Below are 16,679 nucleotides of genomic sequence, written 5' to 3' on the forward strand. Positions count from 1 at the left end.
TCATTTACCTTCGAAACTGATCCTCGGATCTACGACCACATACATGATATCCGCTATCAATATACTTATCAGCGTCAGTGATGCATCTATCGCCGCTATCGCCATTATGGTCGGATAGTCGCGAGCAAGCACCGACTCAAAAGAGAGCCTCCCCATTCCTGGGATAGAGAATATCTGTTCTATTATAACGCTTCCGCCCAGGAGCGCCGGAAGCAGCGTGCTCATAAGGGTCAAAAGCGGTATCATGGCATTACGAAGCGCATGTTTCCCGATGACCGTCAGTTCAGAAAGTCCCTTCGCACGCGCTGTTCTTATATAATCCTGCCTTATCACCTCTAAAATAGACGCCCTTGAAAATCGCGAAAGAAAAGCAAGCCCGCCGTAGACAAGACACGTGACCGGCAGGACAAGGTGCCAGGCTATGTTGCCGACAAGTCCGTACCATGGAAGCGACTCTGCACCATCTGACATAAAACCTACTATCGGGAACCAGTTGAAATAATCACCGCCCCCCAAAAAGACTATCAAAAGCGTCGCCACCCAGAAAGAGGGGAGCGAATAAAGAACGAACAAAGAAAATGTTGTAAGTTTATCCATGAGACTTTTGGGATGAAGCGCCGAGAATATACCCAAAGGTATGGATATTATGTATATGATGAATATCGAGATAATGTTCAGCGTAAGCGTTATCGGAAGTGTCTCGACTATCTTGTCCATCACCGGCCTGTGGTCCTTGAAGGAATCGCCAAAATCGAGCGTGAACATCCTTTTCATCCACAGGCCGTACTGAACATGAAGCGGCTTATCCAGGCCATAGAGCTTTTTGGTCTCGGCGATGACCGTTTTTGCGAACGCCTCGGTCTTAAGTCCGGGGCCGCCCGTCTGCATCTTTAGAGATACCGGATCACCGGGCGCCAGCTGAATGATGGCGAACGTGATTATGGTGATCCCGATGAAGGTCGGGACGATCAAAAGCAGTCTTTTGGCAATATAGCTCAGCATTCTTCCAACACCCTTCTAGCCTCCTGCTTCTTGCTTCTCCACGGGTTACTCACTTACCACCGTGGTATCTATTCCCCACTCCCTTATATCAACCCCAACCTTATATAATTTAACATTTGTGAAACGTTTTGAATAGGCAAGAAGTGTCGCCGGATTGAACAGAAAAGTGTAAGGTTGCTCAATATGGAGGATCATCTGCAGCCTCTTGTAAAGTTCATCCCGCTTCTCTTTGTCGAACTCCACGCGTATCGCCTCTATCACCTCATCGGCCTCTTTATTGGAAAACCCTACATAATTGGAGCCGTCCTCTATCTGCGACGAATGCCACAGCTGATAAGGGTCGTTCTCAAAGGGGACCGACCACGCAAGCGTTATCGCGTCAAATGAGCGTTCGTCTATCACCTTTATCAGGGCGTTGAACTCGAGCCCCTTCATGTTCATAACGATGCCTGTCTTTGAGAGATCTTCTCTAAGCATTGTCCCGATCCTCGACGCAGAAACAGAAGAGGCCACATAACAGTAATCGAACTTGAAGGGGATGCCGTCCTTGTCGCGAATACCATCGCCGTCGTGATCGATCCAGCCGGCCTCGTCCAAAAGCTTGGCAGCGGCCTTGGGATCAAAAGGGTCGGGTTTTATATTGTGACCATAAGAATCGCTGAAATAATATTGAGGCCCCTCAACGACAATGCCAAGGCCGAAGGATAGTTTTTCGAGGATCTTCTGCTTATCTATCATCATCGACATGGCACGCCTTACGCGGGCATCGCTAAAAAAGGGTTTTTTGATGTTCCAGCCGATATACGAATATTGCGGGAGGTAATATTTGACCTTATTAAATCGAGCGTTAAAGGCCCTGGAGCCTGTAGAGCGCTCCCACTGAATGGCACGAAGCTCTGCCATATCTATCTCGCCTTTTTTGAGTTGCTGTAACGGGACGGTCGAATCCTCTATTATCTGAAAGACAAGGCCTTTGAGCTCCGGCGGCTTCTTCCAGTAGGACCCGTTGCTCTCCAGAACTATCTTTCGTTTGGTCTTCCATTCTTTAAAAATGTAGGGGCCCGTTCCGATCGGATTACGATTGGCGGGATGTTTGTTAAAATCGGTCCCGTCGTCAAAGATATGTTTTGGGACTATTGATATCCCGCCGCAGACAAGGAGCCCCCTGAAATATGGTTTTTTATATACGAACTTGACCGAATGGTCAGAGAGTTTTTCTACATTTTCAATGTCACCAAGCCCTGCCCTGTATACCGCGGCATCCACTTTTGGGTCCATTATCACGCTGTACGAGTAGATAATATCGTCCGCCGTGAACGGGTAGCCATCCTGCCACTTGACGTCCTTTCTTAGATTAAACGTGTAGGTATGATGGTCCTCTGAAACCTCCCAGCTCTCCGCAAGGAGAGGCTTGTATTCAAGCGTTTCATTATCGAGGTCCAAAAGCGTTTCATAGATATATCCTAGCACCTGATAGGCGTTGGAATCGGTCGCAAGTATGGGGTTCAAGATCCCGGGTTCGGAATTGATCTGCATGATAAGGACGCCGGGGTCCTTGGCCACCTTAAAAGTGCAGGATAAGATTAAGATCAAAGCGAACAATACTGTTCGGGCAAGGCCGCTCAAAACGGGGCGAAGTCGAGAACCGAGTTTGTTTCGCTCTAAAAGATTCATTCCGCTTTTATCTCTTTATACTTTATCTCCATCAAAAGTTTGGGGTTTTCGAACCTTATGACCACGTGCCTTGGAAATCTTTTGTTGCCTATCTTCACAAAATCGTCGAAGTCGGCCTCGAGCATCACCCTCTTCTTATCAGGGCCGGTGAACCTTGTATAGACCAGCGGGTTCGCCGTATCGGTCTCGACCTCCATTTCATCTACCGGTCCTCTCAAAAAATATGAGCCTCCGCTTGAGTGGAACTCCTTTGAAACCTGCGCGCCGCCCTTTTCCAGATAAGGCCGACCGATAAGAAGATTAGAGAACGTCATCGGGTCCAGGCTGACATTTCCGACAAGCGGAAGAATAATGTTTCCTTCGTTAAAAGGGACCTTCTTGCCCGTAAGCGGCAACTCTAGATACCCGTCCGGCCCCTTAGCATTTATAGTGGCCACAACGTCGGAAAGTCTTTCGAGGGCGTCTATCCTTAAGCTATCGGGCGAACGGATGGAGATGGTGACGTTACTCGCCCATTTAATATCGCCCTTTTCGGCAACGACATAGGCAAGGGCATGAAATGACCTTAGATCGGATGACATAGTTATCGCCGTTTTAGGTTCGCGTTTGGCGCAGGCGGAGAGTAACAGAAAGCATAGAATCAGAAATAAGAGGCCGAAAGCTGAAAACCGGAAAGATTTAATCCTGCTTCCTGCCTCCTGCTTCTTTCTTCCTCTTCTCAGCACCCTCCCACCTCGCAGATCTTCGCCTTTATCCTTTCAACATCTTCAGGCCTTGCGTCCTTCTTGCCGTTCAATATGTTCAATATCCTTTTATAGACAACAAGCGCCTGTCTATTATCGTTCCTGGCCTTGTCAACGTCACCAAGATGCTCGAGCACCGTGAACTCTTTCGGGAGAAGCCTTGCCGCCTGTGTAAGTATCTCGTGGGCCTTGGTAAGATCGCCCTTCTTGAAGTAAAGCCATCCAAGGCTGTCTAGAATATAGCCGTCGTTCGGCTTTAGCGAGGCGGCGTCCTGCAACATGTTCTCGGCCTCTTCCAGATTCTCTCCCGTCTCAACATAAGTATAGCCGACATAATTAAGCGCGTTGGCGTTCTTTGGATTTATCTCGATCACCTTTAGCATCGTCTCAACCGCGTTATCAATATCCTCCGCCTTGTCGTATGAGACGGCCAAGGCAAAGGCCAGCTTTTCATTATCCGGAAGCTCAGACACCCCCTCCTTCAGAACATCAATTGTCTTTTTCATCTTCTGGTCGGGCTCAAGAAGCGCCGCCATGTAAAGATAAAGATCGGGCTCGTCCTTCCTTTCCTTGATTGCAGACTCTATGGCCCGCACCGCCTCCGCATGGTTCTTGTGCAAAACATGGTACTGGGCCATATTTATTCGGGCGTCCTTGTAGAAGTTTGATTTCACCGGGACCATATTGAAGTGTTCTATTGCTTTATCGGTGTCCCCGGACTCGGCATAGATAACGCCTAGGTAATATCTTATCTTGTCCGATTCGGGGTTCGCCTCAAGAACGCTTTCGAACTTTGCGGCCGCTTTTTTGAAATCGCCCAGTTCATAATATACAAGCGCGATCTTCAGCTGGATAGATATGTCCTCCGGATCGATCTCTTCTATCTCAAGTAGCTTCTTAAGTGCCTTCTTTGTATCCTTTTTATCAAGATAGATCTGGGCAATGGCGGACTGGATCTGGAGGTTGTCCGGTTCCGACTCAAGGACCTTCTGATAATTGGCTATCGCCTTATCGTACTGTTTCAAAAAGGTCCCATAGATGAGGCCTAAATAAAAATAAGGGACCGTTGACTCAGGGTCGGCCTTTGCAAGCCTTTGCATGGTAACCGCCGACTCATTATACCTCTTCATGGCAATATACTCTCTGGAGAGCTGCGTGTAGGCCTCCGCCTCCAGAGGATAATCTCTTATAATTCTCTCTAAAACGTCTACCGCCTCTGCATGTTGTTCCTGGATAGAATAGAGCTTTGCGAGCAGGAGTCGTGCCTGAACCAGTTTTGGAGAGAGTTCAAGCGCCTTTTCAGTGGCCACAACGGCGGCCTCAAGATGCTTTTGGTCCGCCGCATCTATTGCTATCTCATAGTAGAGATAACCGTAATCCGGATACTTATTTATGACGAGCTCCATCTCTTTTCTGGCCGCGTCATATTGGCCTTTTAGGGCCAACTCCTCCGCGTTCAAGAAGTGCATATAAACTTCTGCGGACTCTTTTTCGTCGAGGGTCTCTTTGTGGATACCGTCGGTCACCTTAACAGCGTATCGCTTGCCTCCGTGGGCGCAGGAGAAAAGAAGCAGGAAGCAGGAAGCAAGAAGCAAGAAGTATGATAGAATTTTTCCGGCCTTCTGCGCCTGATTTCCCCTAACATTTCTCATACTTGCGTACATATCACCTCTTCACCCACCAGGCAAGAAATTCCACGTTCCCATCGGCGCCGGTTATGGGGGATCTTGTCAAACCATTTTTCACCCACTTTAAACCGTCTGCGGCCTCCATGACCTTATTTACACACTCCTCTCTCACCTTTTCATCCCTGACTATTCCACCTTTTCCCACCTTGCCTTTGCCCGCCTCAAACTGCGGCTTTATGAGAGCGATGATGTCACCGTCGTTTTGGAGCAATCTATCAACATGCGGCAGGACCTTTTCGAGCGAGACGAAGGAAACGTCGATCACGGCCACTCCCAACTTGTTCAACCTGCCAACTTGTTCAACTTTCCTTATATTCGTCTTCTCCATCACCACCACGCGCGGATCATTTCTTAATTTCCAATCGAGCTGGTTATAACCGACATCGATGGCATAGACCTTTGCCGCACCGTTCTGAAGTAGGCAGTCGGTGAATCCTCCTGTAGATGCCCCGACATCCACGCAGACCCTGTCTTTAACATCTATCTTGAACTCTTTTAGAGCATGAGCAAGCTTCACTCCTCCGCGCCCGACATAGGGATGGTCCTGGCCTGTGATCCTGATAACGGCCTCTTCATTTACAAACTGTCCCGATTTTGTGACAGGGACCTCGTTCACAAGGACACATCCGGCCATAATAAGGCTCTGGGCCTTCTCGCGCGACCGAATAAGGCCTTTTTCGAAGAGGAGCTTGTCTATTCTGATCTTTTTCATGAACTCTGACCCCGGTTCAAATATAGGCAGGTTTTAATGAAAGTATCAACGCCAAGATTCTTGTACCACAACCGCCCGAAACAGCGTTTACTTAACTGAAACCGCTACTGCCCGGTTAAATTGGGAATAGCGAGAGTTGGGATGATATAGCTTTGACGCGTCTTTCCTTTTCACTCTCCGTTGATCACATAAAATCATCACATATGGTCTCGCATATGCAGGCACTTTTGAACATCAGTGAATTACGGACGAAATTTAGGGATTTGGAACATCTATTAATACGGGGCGCCTCTAAAAACCTGTTTGTTCTGTCATTGCGAGCCCCGAAGGGGCGCGGCAATCTCTAAGCAAACACTTGATTTATGGCCCTTCCGGTGTTCAGGATTGAAATGGTCTATCTGGACATCATTTCCCAGCAGATAAACAGGGTGAAGATGGTGCACGGTCATTTTTATCTGGTCGTAGCCAAGCCTCTTTCACCGGAGAGCGATAAAAAGGCCCATTCCGCAGAGCTCAGCCGTATCGAATCAGGGCTTAAAGATGTATTTGGCGAAAAGGCGGTCGTCTTCAAATATGGCTCCAGATTAGTGATAGCCGTACTTGACAGCGATCTTAGGAACACTGAACCCTTTATGGACGCGCTTGATAAGAAGAAAGAGGAAGGGTTCCAAGTGGAGATCATCTCCTATCCACAAGATGGCATAACATCGGAAGAACTTATGGAAAGGGTGCTCGCCAGATATTGAAGGGCACCTCTATAAACCCATTGTTATGTCATTGCGAGGAGCGTCCAGCGACGAAGCAATCTCCATAAATCAAGTGTTTATGGGGGATTGCCGCGCCCCTTCGGGGCTCGCAATGACAGCGTGAGTAGTTTATAGAAGTGCCCTGAAGGTATTATGGAAAGAAAAGTGAACACGAAGAACAAATATGTCATCCCCGCGAAAGCGGGAATCCAGCCGTTCTCAAGGCCGTAGCGTTCAAGAAGCGAGCACGCAGTTTCATATTCTTCCGTTGTCAGGCGGCGATTTATGACGGGATCTTCTGCCGCCTTGTGGGCCGGGAAATATTGGCTCATGAAACTAATGTGGGTCTTTGGTGATATTTCTTCGGATATGAACTTAAGCACCTCTTCTGTCCCTGAAAGCTTGCCGGGTAGAATTAAGTGCCTGATAATAAGCCCTTGTTTGGCGATTCCGTTTTCGTCGAGCTTAAGACCGCCCACCTGACGATACATTTCTTTAACGGACAAGCGGACGACATCCCAATAATTTGCGGCAGATGAATAGTGTTCGGCAATATCATTAGACGAATATTTAATGTCCGGCATGTAAATATCGACCACACCGTCAAGTAGCCGCAACGACTCCATGCCGTCGTATCCGTTCGAATTCCAGACGATGGGGAGATTCATGTGCCCGCTTCTCGACTCCGCTTCGCTTCGCTCGAAAACTATGCTGCTCGAGCGACCCTGCCGCACAGCAGGGGAGTAGAGAACCGATCTCCTGTTTAGCTTTGCAAGATAAAACCCCGCCAGAAATTGTGGTACTACATGTGAACCGGTAACTATATTGATATTGTGACAGCCGCGCGCCGAAAGAGATAACATCATCTCCGCAAGCACCAACGGCCCCGCATCGCTCCCGTTGCCTAACCAGCTTATGGGATAGTTCTGACAGAATTTGCATTTAAGGTTGCATGATCCGAAAAATATCGTCCCGCTCCCCCTTGTCCCTGATATCGGCGGCTCTTCGCCGGCATGGACGTTGTGACTTGCGACCTTTGCCGTCTTCCCCGTGTGGCAAACGCCCGTTTTCCCCTGAATGCGATCGACCCCACAATTTCTAGGGCATAATTTACAAGAACGAAGCGCCGTGTAGGCCAAACCAACCCTTTCTCGTAACTGATCTGAAGAAATGAGCATATAGCCAGCAAATCTAGCAAGGCCAGCAAGGCTAGCAATGGGGAAGTTTTTAACCTTGCTTGCATTGCTGGCTTGAAGCCTTGCTGGCCTTATGACATTGTTATTTTTTAACTCTTCTGGCATCCCAGAACATATAGTAACAAAGGAGCATGACCATCCCAAGTCCCAGCCAGTTTCCCCAATATCCGTCGTTGGCAAGGTCGGGCAGGATATGCAAGTTCTTCTCCTGCTCTATCCATCTGATAAGCGCTGTCACAACGCCTATTAAGGCGCCGCCGGCAACAAGACCGGACGAGACAAGAGTTCCCCTCTCAGTATATCTTGCCTCTAATACTTCGTCCTTCTTTGCCGTCTTTCCAACAAGCCATGAGACCGTTGCTCCAACCAAAAGCGGAAAGTTGATCTCAAGCGGCAGATAGAGACCGAGGCCGACCGCCAAGGGGGCAACCCCAAGCATTTCCATTAATACGGCTATCACCGCGCCCACCGCATATAGGAACCACGGTGCGCCTGTAGACATAAAGCTTCCGATAACGGCCGCCATTGCGTTGGCCTGAGGTGCCGGCAGAGGATGCGGATGTTCCGGAGACGGGGCGTATCCATAGACCTTTGCGAGAAGGACCATGATAGATGCCGTGACCGCGGCGGCGATTACCGAGCCAAATATGTTCGCGATCTGAACCTTCTTAGGTGTCGCGCCGAACCAATATGATATTTTAAGTTGCGTTATTAAAGAACCCGACATCGAAAGCGCCGTGCAGACAACGCCTCCTACAAGCAACGCCGCCACCATCCCCTCTTTGCCCGTCACCCCGGCCTTTGCCATTACAATGATGGTAATAAGAAGAGTAAGCATTGTCATGCCCGAAATGGGCGTCGTACTTATCGTCGCTATCGCGTAGGCCGAGACGCTGTTGAAGAGGAAGGTTAAGAGGAACGTGGAAACAAGGCCTATAGAAGCAAGAACGAACGGGTTGGATTGCCCGGTCAGGACCGAATATCTGAAATAGCACCATATGACAATAAGGTCTACTATGGTCAGGAAAAGGACAAGCGTCATGGGAATGTCGCGCTCGGTCCTTTCAGCTACGCGTTCACCGCCATGCTTGGACCTTGATCTTATAACATCGCCCAGGCCCTCAACCGTCGACTTGTATATGATGGGGATGAACTTGATGATGGCCAGTATCCCCGCCATGAATATTGAACCGATACCTATCATCCTTGCGTATTTGGAATATATGTCACCGGCGCTCATTGCGGCAAAGGTGGTCCCGCCGCCAAGATCGCCGAAATAGGCTATCATGGGGACCAGCACGAACGACGAAAGGATACCGCCGGTCGCCATCATTAAAGTATATCTGATACCTATAATGTAGCCCATTGCGGTTATCGCAGCCCCTGTGCTATTCGAAAATACAACCTTGAACTTGTTCGTAAGTATAGAGCAAGAACCTATTATGTCGGTCGAAAATGTCTCGCGCCATGCCCTGAGCGATACACAGAAAAGGTCATAAACTCCACCGATCAACATTGTATAGACCAGAACAAGCGCGTCGCGTCCGCCTTTTCTGCCGGCCACGAGTATCTCTGCCGTGGCGGTCGCTTCGGGGAACGGGAACTTACCATGCATGTCGGCCACAAAATATCTGCGAAGAGGTATCAATAGCATCACGCCAAGGACAGAACCCAAGAAAGGGATCAGAAACAGCTGAAATGTATTTGTATATTGGTCGAGCCCCATGACATATAGGGCCGGCAGAACAAAGACCGCGCCGCCGGTTATTATGCCTGAGGTTGAGCCGATGGCTATTATCATCACGTTCTCGAGCAACGTGTTCCGGCGTTTGAACATGTAAGAAATGCCTACAGAAAGTATCGCGATAGGTATCGCCGCCTCGAGCCCCGTTCCTATCTTAAGCGTCAGATATGCAATGGCCGCAGAAAAGATAATGCACATTATGATGCCCAAGAACACCGATCTGAACGTTACTTCCGCAACATCGTCGCCGCTTTTGATCATCGGCACATATTTTTCGCCCGGCTTCAACTCGCGCCGCGCATTCTCGGGCAACCCAACATGTTCTTCAGCCATACTAACCCCCGTTATCAAGTTTACAGGTTAGCAAATCCCCAGGTTAAAACCTGCCAACCTGCCAACAAACTTGCTATCCTTTTTTAAAAGATTTGACAAGTACGTTATTGCGGGGCTAATCATCCATTCCATGAAACCGATAAATACAGAAAAAGCCCCCAAGGCCGTAGGTCCTTATTCGCAGGCGATAAAGACGGGAAATCTTATTTTCTGCTCCGGTCAGATACCCATCGACCCGACAACGAACGAGCTAAAGCTATTTGAAGGCGATGTGGCCGCTCAAACCACCTTAGCGCTTTCAAATCTGAAGGCCGTTCTGGCGTCCCAGGGTCTGACCCTTTCGAATGTCGTGAAAACGGGCGTTTTTCTTGCGGATATGAACGATTTTGCCAAGATGAACGAGGTCTATGCGAAAGAATTCGGCGAACACAAACCTGCGCGCGCCTGCATCCAGGCGGCAAGGCTCCCCAAAGATGTCCGGGTCGAGATCGAAGCGATAGCAGAAATCTAAAGCATATTTATTGAACATACAGAAAAGGAGAACGGGATATGATGAATAACACACCGATGGCAGAGCCTTTTAAGATCAAAATGGTCGAACCCATCAAGATGACGACCAGAGAATATCGTTCAAAGGCGATAAAAGAGGCCGGTTACAACACCTTCCTTTTAAAAAGCGAGGATGTCTGGATAGACCTTTTGACCGATTCCGGCACCTCGGCCATGAGCGATAACCAGTGGGCAGGAATGATGTTGGGCGACGAGGCCTATGCCGGAAGCAGGAACTTCTACAACTTAGAAAAGACCATTCAGGACGTTTACGGTTTCAAGCACGTGGTCCCCACACATCAGGGCCGCGGCGCCGAACATATCTTGAGCAAATGCCTCATCAAGTCCGGCGACTATATCCCCGGCAACATGTATTTCACGACCACGCGCCTGCATCAGGAGATGGCCGGCGGGACCTTTGTCGATGTCATCGTAGATGAGGCGCACGAACCAGACGTTGATCATCCGTTCAAGGGAAACATCGACCTTGGGAAACTTGAAAAGCTGGTGGGCCAGGTGGGCGCAAAAAGGGTCCCCTACATCAGCGTTCAGACCTGCGTTAACATGGCGGGCGGCCAGCCGGTGTCTATCGAGAACCTAAAACAGGTCCGCGCGTTCTGCACAAAGCACGGGATAAAAATGGTCCTTGATAATACGCGCACGATCGAAAACGCGCAATTCATCAAAGATCGTGAAAAGGGATATGAAAACAAATCCATTAAAGAGATAGTCCGCGAGATCTGCTCATGTTTTGACGCCTGCACAATGAGCGCCAAGAAAGACTCGCTCGTTAATATCGGCGGCTTCCTTGCAATGAACGATAAGGATTTCTATACCAAGGCCAGCGGCATGTGCGTCATCTTTGAGGGGCTTCATACATACGGCGGCATGGCAGGACGTGACATGGAAGCCGTTTCGCGCGGTATCCATGAATCTATAGATGATAACCATATTGCGTGGAGGATCTCGCAGGTAAGATACCTGGGAGATAAACTGCTTCGCGCCGGAGTCCCTATCGTCGTCCCCATCGGCGGCCACGGAATATTCCTCGATGCCAAGAGATTCCTGCCCCACTTAAAACAGGACCAGTTCCCGGCACAGGCTCTGGCGGCGGAACTTTATACTGGATCGGGTGTTCGCGCAATGGAGCGCGGCATTGTTTCTTCCGGACGCGACAAAAAGACCGGTGACCACAAATATCCAAAACTGGAGCTTGTAAGGCTCACCATCCCCCGAAGGGTCTATACGAACTCGCACATGGACGTGGTTGCCGACGCGGTCATCAAGCTCTACGAGAACCGCAAGAATATTAAAGGCCTCAAAATGGTCTTTGAGCCGGAAGACCTTCGCTTCTTTCAGGCAAGGTTCGAACCTCTCTAAAAATTATCTTAATACCGCGTTTGGGTGGTCTACGGCGAATGAATTGCCGCCGTTCATTGTAGATATGGCGGTGTATGTCTTCTGCAGGAGTTGAACGGCGAACGCGACGTTGTGAATACCTACGCTCCCGTCATTAGCTATCAAATTATGATCAAAGACCGCCCTCCTCACGTCAATAGGGCTTGCGTTCTGTTTAGCCTGCGAGGCGTAGGTAAGACCGGCGACCGTTATCGTTCCGTCGGCAGCCTGCGTTGTGCCCGCGGCGACGTTCACTGTGTCTATGGATTTAATCTTATTGGTAAGGGCAAGTAGCAACCCCTTGTTCTCGTCCTGGATGCCGCCAATAGTTCCATTACCATCATAATCGGCGCGCGCGGTTCGGTTAAGGGAGGTCAAGCCTGTATGACACGGCGTACATGTGGCGGTAAACTCGTTCCCGCCACTAGACATCGCCCACGTGTGCCCGCCAAGCGTCCTATATCCGGCCTCTTCTGCGGTTGGGGCGGTCCCCATGTGACAGGTCACACATTTATTATTTTCGCTTGATTTTGATGCGTCGCCGGAGCCGTTCGCCAGCGTGAACAGGCTCGATGAATGGAATGAATTCTCTGTGAGCGTAAAATCGTATGAACTGTTCGAGAAATGCGTGACGGCGCCAAGGCCTTCCAGCACAAAGGACTGCGGATTATGATGGATCTGGCGGAAATACTGCGTTGCAAGCTGATCTATCGTTTCGCATGCCACATCGGCTGTACCGTCACCGTTGGAATCGCAGTCTATCTCGCCCTTGACATAATAGCCATCATGACATGTGTAACAGACCGCCGCCTCGCCGGCATCTACCTGTGTCCCTGCATCATCTAACATTGTAACAACACCTTTGCGCCGCAACTGTGTTGAGTTGTTGCCGCTTACGGAAGGGAGCCCCGTCATCGGATCGGCCGCCGTGGAATGTGGGTCGTGACATGCCTGGCAGCTGACACCGACATCGTTAGATGTCTGGGCGGTGACCGTGTCGCCTTCGACATATTGAATAAACCCGGCCGTTGTATGACAACGGGCACACCCGGCGCCGGGCCACGAGGACAGGCGATATCTACCGGCGTTGTTCTTTATGCCCGTTTCATTATGTGCCGCAACCTTCCATTCCGCCTCTTGTGAATGGCATTTGCCGCAGATACCTGAATCCCATTTGCTAAAGGCAATTCGCGAGGCGTCACCATTATGATCGGCGCCGGGGCCATGACAATTTTCACACTGCACATTAGTTAAGGGTGCAAGTGTCGGATTATCACTTATGAACTGATCCCATGTGGTCCCGGTAGAAGGAAAACTGTAACCGGCGTCCGTTACAAGGTCATCGAAACCGCCGTTAACCGCCGTCGCCGCCGTGTCATATCCCACCGTATGGCATTCCCAGCAATATGGTTGCGGGGCCTTTGACTTATAAGAGCCTGTCGCCTTCTGGAAGATAACGGAATGGCCGGTCTCCTCCCATTCGGACGTGGTGTCGGGTTCTTCCGTCCCATTATGGCAGGCCCCGCACTGGCCGACGCTTTCGTCAGGTGTTGTTCCATCTATCGTTCCCGCCCCGACATATGTGCTCGCAGTGACCGTGATCGCGCCGTTCGTGGCGGCTGATACTGATGTGTAAGCTATCGTATAGACACCATCGATATCGGGTGTAAAATTGGGGATCTCAAGCGCCGAATTAAGATTTCCGGTGTCTTCAAATATCGCCGAAGACCCTGCCGCAGGCGTGAGTGTCCATGTCCAGTCGGTAACAGCTGTGCTTGCCGTGCTTGAGTTGGCTTTGAGTGAGGGGCCGGCAAGATAGACCTTTTCACCGACACCGACATTTGTAAGACCGGTGGTGGTCCTTATTTCGTTGCCGGCATCAAAAAGATAGACCGTAAATGTCGTGATGCCGGAATTATTATTTGCGTCTGTCGCCGTCAGTCGAAATATCAATACCGCATCATCGCGTGATACCGGCAGCGCCTGCCAGCGATACTGATCTGATGCATTTAAAATCGCCGGCATTGCGGGTGCGCCGAACGTGAACGTCTGTGATACGGCGTCACCTGCAACCGTAACCGCCGGACCCGATATCTGCTCCCATTCATATCCTGTTATAGCGCTACCATCTGCAGTACTGCTCGTCGCGCCTGAAAGTATCAGGCCGGCGGCACTGAAATTTGCCTTGTAGGCCGCTTGTGAGTGATAGGTGAACGTGTCGATACCGGTGCTGGCGGTTATCGCCGCGGTCACGTTGTTTGCCGGAGTCTCGCTCCCGGATGAACATGCACAAAAGAACGCCAATTGCAGAACAAAGATCGCTAAAATAATTCTTTTGAACATCACTCTACCCCATTGGTGCCGTGACAAGAGGCACAGCTGGAAAGCCCTTCTGTCTCCGTCATATGTCTTATCGCGGCAAGATTTAGACCTGTGCCGGTGCGGTCGTTCTGGTGGATATTATCTAGGTTGTGGCAGTCAAAGCAGGTGGATTTCCCCCAACCCGTCGTGTGCTCTGCCTGAGTTAAGAGTAGCCCTGCATCCGTTCCGGCAAGGTCGCCGTAGTCCTCGCCCTGAATGGTTTCCTGACTCCCGCAACCGGCGAGCATTACAAAAAGGGCTATGAACATAAATATCTTCATAATGACCTAGCGCGGATTTGAATGGCAATCCCTGCAGAAAACGATCTTGTGACACTGATCGCACTTTCTGGGGTTCGCCCGCGCCTCGACCGAATGATAGAACATGTAATTTCTTTTGTGCACCCTCTGCTGGATGCTGTCCCTTCTCTCGTGACAGTCTATGCAGAACCACGGCTTGTGACACGACCTGCAAGAAGACGATTCTATCTTGGCTGTTGACTGATGCATCTGGGCCCAGCCGGCATCGTGAGATTCCGGCATGCCGGCGCTCTTTTCGGGATCGAGCGCAAACGCCGCACTGCAGACAAAAGACGCCAAGAATATCAACACTATTTTTTTATATCTCATGGAACCGCCTGTCTATCCTTTTGCTTCTTTTGTTCGGGGTGTAGTCGCTGCTCGTCAGGCCTATCTCAAGGTCCACCGTAAGTCTTGCGTCTCTGTTGAACCATTGGTTGTGGTTCAACTCTCCGCCCAGAGAAAGCTTGCTTATCTTATTGAACCAGTAGGCGACCCCTCCCACAAGACTTGTTGCCGTGTCGCTCTGTCCGGTTATCTTCTTATAATTAGAGAGGTCAAAGTCCAGATACCCTGCCCATTTTTCGCGATATCTTGCATCCAGCGCCAGGTATCCGCCATAGACATGACCGCCGTAGCTCTTCAGATAATAGAACTTCGCAAGGGTTGAAAGTTTTGCCCGCTCAAAATAGTTGTCGACGCCGAGATCAAAGAGATAACCATTCTTTGGATTAAGGTTCCTTGGAGTATATCTCAGACAAGAAAGATCTTCAAAGATGTGAAGGTTCTTCATTATCTTGACCCTTGCGTTCGCGCTCCCTTCCATGATCCTTCCGGTAAAATAGTCCGCAAAGATCGTCTCGTATGCGGAGCTCCTGCTCACGTTGTAGTAGTTGCCGTCGAACGCCAGCGCTAACCGCCAGTGCGGATATAGTTGCAGACCAAGGGTCCCGGTATCTACGACCTTTCCCGCGACATCACCTTCAATGTTGCCGTAGAGGTTCGGCGTTGCCCATGCATCGCTGAACCTGTGCGAGGCATCAAGCCCCAAAAATATCGTATCGTTCCAGCCCCAATCGCTTACCACGGCATCTGCCTTGCGCCATCTTGCGGCAAATCTTGCGGAGGTGTCTTTTACGTTTTGAAGATTAACGGCGGTCCCTACGAGAAGACCTTCCTCGCCTTGAGTGACATTTCCCTCTTCATAATAATGATTTCCGCCGGCATATACCGAAAAGTTAAGATATCCGCTATCAGGCGTGACCGAGAGCTTGAGGCCGTCGAGAAGGGCAACGTCAAAGGCCTCGGAGAGCCACTGCCTGCCCCCCTCTATCTTAAGTGATTCAACCGGTTCGATGTACAGGACCGCCTGATAGAGGTCGAACTGATAAGAATCCCTTTCGTCATTTATAAAAACTTTAAAATCAGTTTGAAATGAGGATTCTACCGGCAGTTTTGAGAGGCCAAGGCTAAAATATTGGTTTGTCGGCGCCTCATAACCGACAAATCGGCCCTTTTTTACCTGAGAAAGATTTCTGTAGCTAAAGTCCCATCCGGCAAAGGCTTGAATAGGATAGACGAGAAGAACTAAAAGCGCAACGAGTGCAACGTTTCTTTTATCCCCCATTAGGGACAACAATTAACATTATATTTTCGATAAGTCAATAAATGTGAGGGGCTTCACGATTTTTTCCCGTGTTCTGCTGTGATAATGGTCGTGATACCGCCGCGGACAAAGAACTTCGCCTCAACCTCCATCCAGCGCGGTGCGGTTGCGCCAACCAGATCCGAAAGAATCCTGTTCGTCGCCGCTTCATGAAAGGCCCCTTCGTTTCTGTAGGACCATAAGTAGAGTTTAAGCGATTTAAGTTCGAAACATATCTTGTCCGGGATATATTTTATCGTGATATTGGCAAAATCGGGCTGTCCGGTCTTTGGACAAAGGCAGGTAAATTCAGGGCATTCACATGTAATAACGTAGTTTCTGCCGGGCTCCGGGTTCGGGAACGTTTCTATCATTTTATTGGGTGTTGTGTTCATATTCGGACTCTTTGCTATACCAGTAGAGATGCCTTAGTAAAGCCATTTTTAAAGTTATTTTGGAACACGGAACAGACATCGTATCCCCCTTATAAAGAGAGGCTCTTCGCGGATTTGAGTGGGTCATTTGCGGGACAAGATGGCGGGAAGAAGCGATTAGACGTGAATCGTCTGTTTATAAACTGAAGAAGAAA

Annotated in this window: 14 protein-coding genes and 1 pseudogene; 3 read left to right on the forward strand and 12 right to left on the reverse strand. The window is 49.7% G+C overall.

The window, feature by feature from the left end; all coding sequences use genetic code 11:
• The 5 genes from COV46_04415 to COV46_04435 all read right to left on the reverse strand — a co-directional run bounded on the left by COV46_04415 (nucleotide 1) and on the right by COV46_04435 (nucleotide 5,819).
• Entirely contained in the window at nucleotides 1-1,002 is a 1,002-nt protein-coding gene (locus COV46_04415; GenBank protein PIR17409.1) for a diguanylate cyclase, read from the reverse strand.
• Nucleotides 1,003-1,047: 45 nt separating this feature from the next.
• Complete coding sequence (locus COV46_04420) at nucleotides 1,048-2,676, reverse strand: peptide-binding protein (protein PIR17410.1); 1,629 nt, start codon at nucleotides 2,674-2,676, stop codon at nucleotides 1,048-1,050.
• Nucleotides 2,673-3,257 (reverse strand): hypothetical protein, encoded by a 585-nt coding sequence (locus COV46_04425; GenBank protein PIR17411.1) that lies wholly within the window; start codon nucleotides 3,255-3,257, stop codon nucleotides 2,673-2,675. Before COV46_04425 ends, COV46_04420 begins: the two co-directional genes overlap by 4 nt.
• A gap of 137 nt (nucleotides 3,258-3,394) precedes the next feature.
• Nucleotides 3,395-5,083, reverse strand: coding sequence for a hypothetical protein (locus tag COV46_04430; GenBank protein ID PIR17412.1), 1,689 nt, complete (start codon nucleotides 5,081-5,083; stop codon nucleotides 3,395-3,397).
• A 1-nt stretch (nucleotide 5,084) separates the two neighbouring features.
• Nucleotides 5,085-5,819, reverse strand: a complete 735-nt coding sequence (locus tag COV46_04435) for a TlyA family rRNA (cytidine-2'-O)-methyltransferase (protein PIR17413.1) — start codon at nucleotides 5,817-5,819, stop codon at nucleotides 5,085-5,087.
• 362 nt (nucleotides 5,820-6,181) lie between these two features.
• On the opposite strand from COV46_04435, the gene COV46_04440 reads away from it, so the two are divergent.
• Nucleotides 6,182-6,565, forward strand: coding sequence for a hypothetical protein (locus COV46_04440; GenBank protein PIR17414.1), 384 nt, complete (start codon nucleotides 6,182-6,184; stop codon nucleotides 6,563-6,565).
• Nucleotides 6,566-6,771: 206 nt separating this feature from the next.
• Here the strand turns inward: COV46_04440 and COV46_04445 are convergent.
• Nucleotides 6,772-7,743 (reverse strand): annotated as a pseudogene (locus COV46_04445) (radical SAM protein).
• 100 nt (nucleotides 7,744-7,843) lie between these two features.
• Nucleotides 7,844-9,838: an oligopeptide transporter, OPT family gene (locus COV46_04450; GenBank protein ID PIR17415.1), complete on the reverse strand. Its 1,995-nt coding sequence runs from the start codon at nucleotides 9,836-9,838 to the stop codon at nucleotides 7,844-7,846.
• A 130-nt stretch (nucleotides 9,839-9,968) separates the two neighbouring features.
• On the opposite strand from COV46_04450, the gene COV46_04455 reads away from it, so the two are divergent.
• Together COV46_04455 and COV46_04460 are read left to right on the forward strand one after the other, a co-directional pair.
• The gene (locus tag COV46_04455) at nucleotides 9,969-10,349 is read left to right on the forward strand and encodes a reactive intermediate/imine deaminase (protein PIR17416.1); all 381 of its coding nucleotides are present in this window, start codon (nucleotides 9,969-9,971) and stop codon (nucleotides 10,347-10,349) included.
• A gap of 41 nt (nucleotides 10,350-10,390) precedes the next feature.
• Nucleotides 10,391-11,767 (forward strand): tyrosine phenol-lyase, encoded by a 1,377-nt coding sequence (locus COV46_04460; GenBank protein ID PIR17424.1) that lies wholly within the window; start codon nucleotides 10,391-10,393, stop codon nucleotides 11,765-11,767.
• Nucleotides 11,768-11,770: 3 nt separating this feature from the next.
• Here COV46_04460 and COV46_04465 read toward each other — a convergent pair whose 3' ends face one another.
• From COV46_04465 to COV46_04485, 5 genes are read right to left on the reverse strand one after another with little or no spacing between them, the layout of a single operon-like run.
• Nucleotides 11,771-14,128, reverse strand: coding sequence for a hypothetical protein (locus COV46_04465; protein ID PIR17417.1), 2,358 nt, complete (start codon nucleotides 14,126-14,128; stop codon nucleotides 11,771-11,773).
• A complete protein-coding gene (locus COV46_04470) occupies nucleotides 14,128-14,427 on the reverse strand; it encodes a hypothetical protein (GenBank protein PIR17418.1) in 300 nt (99 codons plus the stop codon). The genes COV46_04465 and COV46_04470 overlap by 1 nt, the downstream gene beginning before the upstream one ends.
• Nucleotides 14,428-14,433: 6 nt before the next feature.
• On the reverse strand, nucleotides 14,434-14,775 hold the full coding sequence (locus tag COV46_04475; protein ID PIR17419.1) for a hypothetical protein: 342 nt from the start codon (nucleotides 14,773-14,775) through the stop codon (nucleotides 14,434-14,436).
• The gene (locus tag COV46_04480) at nucleotides 14,765-16,072 is read right to left on the reverse strand and encodes a hypothetical protein (GenBank protein ID PIR17420.1); all 1,308 of its coding nucleotides are present in this window, start codon (nucleotides 16,070-16,072) and stop codon (nucleotides 14,765-14,767) included. Before COV46_04480 ends, COV46_04475 begins: the two co-directional genes overlap by 11 nt.
• A 53-nt stretch (nucleotides 16,073-16,125) precedes the next feature.
• Entirely contained in the window at nucleotides 16,126-16,485 is a 360-nt protein-coding gene (locus COV46_04485) for an NADPH-dependent 7-cyano-7-deazaguanine reductase QueF (protein ID PIR17421.1), read from the reverse strand.
• Nucleotides 16,486-16,679: the final 194 nt, after the last annotated feature.

This window comes from Deltaproteobacteria bacterium CG11_big_fil_rev_8_21_14_0_20_49_13, from assembly GCA_002796305.1.
Lineage (GTDB): Bacteria > UBA10199 > UBA10199.

Excerpts from the sequence above, each read along its gene's own strand:
- COV46_04485 (PIR17421.1), bottom strand. The coding sequence starts at position 16,485 with ATGAACACAACACCCAATAAAATGATAGAAACGTTCCCGAACCCGGAG.
- COV46_04430 (PIR17412.1), bottom strand. The coding sequence starts at position 5,083 with ATGTACGCAAGTATGAGAAATGTTAGGGGAAATCAGGCGCAGAAGGCC.
- COV46_04440 (PIR17414.1), top strand. The coding sequence starts at position 6,182 with ATGGCCCTTCCGGTGTTCAGGATTGAAATGGTCTATCTGGACATCATT.
- COV46_04475 (PIR17419.1), bottom strand. The coding sequence starts at position 14,775 with ATGAGATATAAAAAAATAGTGTTGATATTCTTGGCGTCTTTTGTCTGC.
- COV46_04460 (PIR17424.1), top strand. The coding sequence starts at position 10,391 with ATGAATAACACACCGATGGCAGAGCCTTTTAAGATCAAAATGGTCGAA.
- COV46_04450 (PIR17415.1), bottom strand. The coding sequence starts at position 9,838 with ATGGCTGAAGAACATGTTGGGTTGCCCGAGAATGCGCGGCGCGAGTTG.
- COV46_04415 (PIR17409.1), bottom strand. The coding sequence starts at position 1,002 with ATGCTGAGCTATATTGCCAAAAGACTGCTTTTGATCGTCCCGACCTTC.
- COV46_04455 (PIR17416.1), top strand. The coding sequence starts at position 9,969 with ATGAAACCGATAAATACAGAAAAAGCCCCCAAGGCCGTAGGTCCTTAT.
- COV46_04465 (PIR17417.1), bottom strand. The coding sequence starts at position 14,128 with ATGTTCAAAAGAATTATTTTAGCGATCTTTGTTCTGCAATTGGCGTTC.
- COV46_04435 (PIR17413.1), bottom strand. The coding sequence starts at position 5,819 with ATGAAAAAGATCAGAATAGACAAGCTCCTCTTCGAAAAAGGCCTTATT.
- COV46_04470 (PIR17418.1), bottom strand. The coding sequence starts at position 14,427 with ATGAAGATATTTATGTTCATAGCCCTTTTTGTAATGCTCGCCGGTTGC.
- COV46_04480 (PIR17420.1), bottom strand. The coding sequence starts at position 16,072 with ATGGGGGATAAAAGAAACGTTGCACTCGTTGCGCTTTTAGTTCTTCTC.
- COV46_04420 (PIR17410.1), bottom strand. The coding sequence starts at position 2,676 with ATGAATCTTTTAGAGCGAAACAAACTCGGTTCTCGACTTCGCCCCGTT.
- COV46_04425 (PIR17411.1), bottom strand. The coding sequence starts at position 3,257 with ATGTCATCCGATCTAAGGTCATTTCATGCCCTTGCCTATGTCGTTGCC.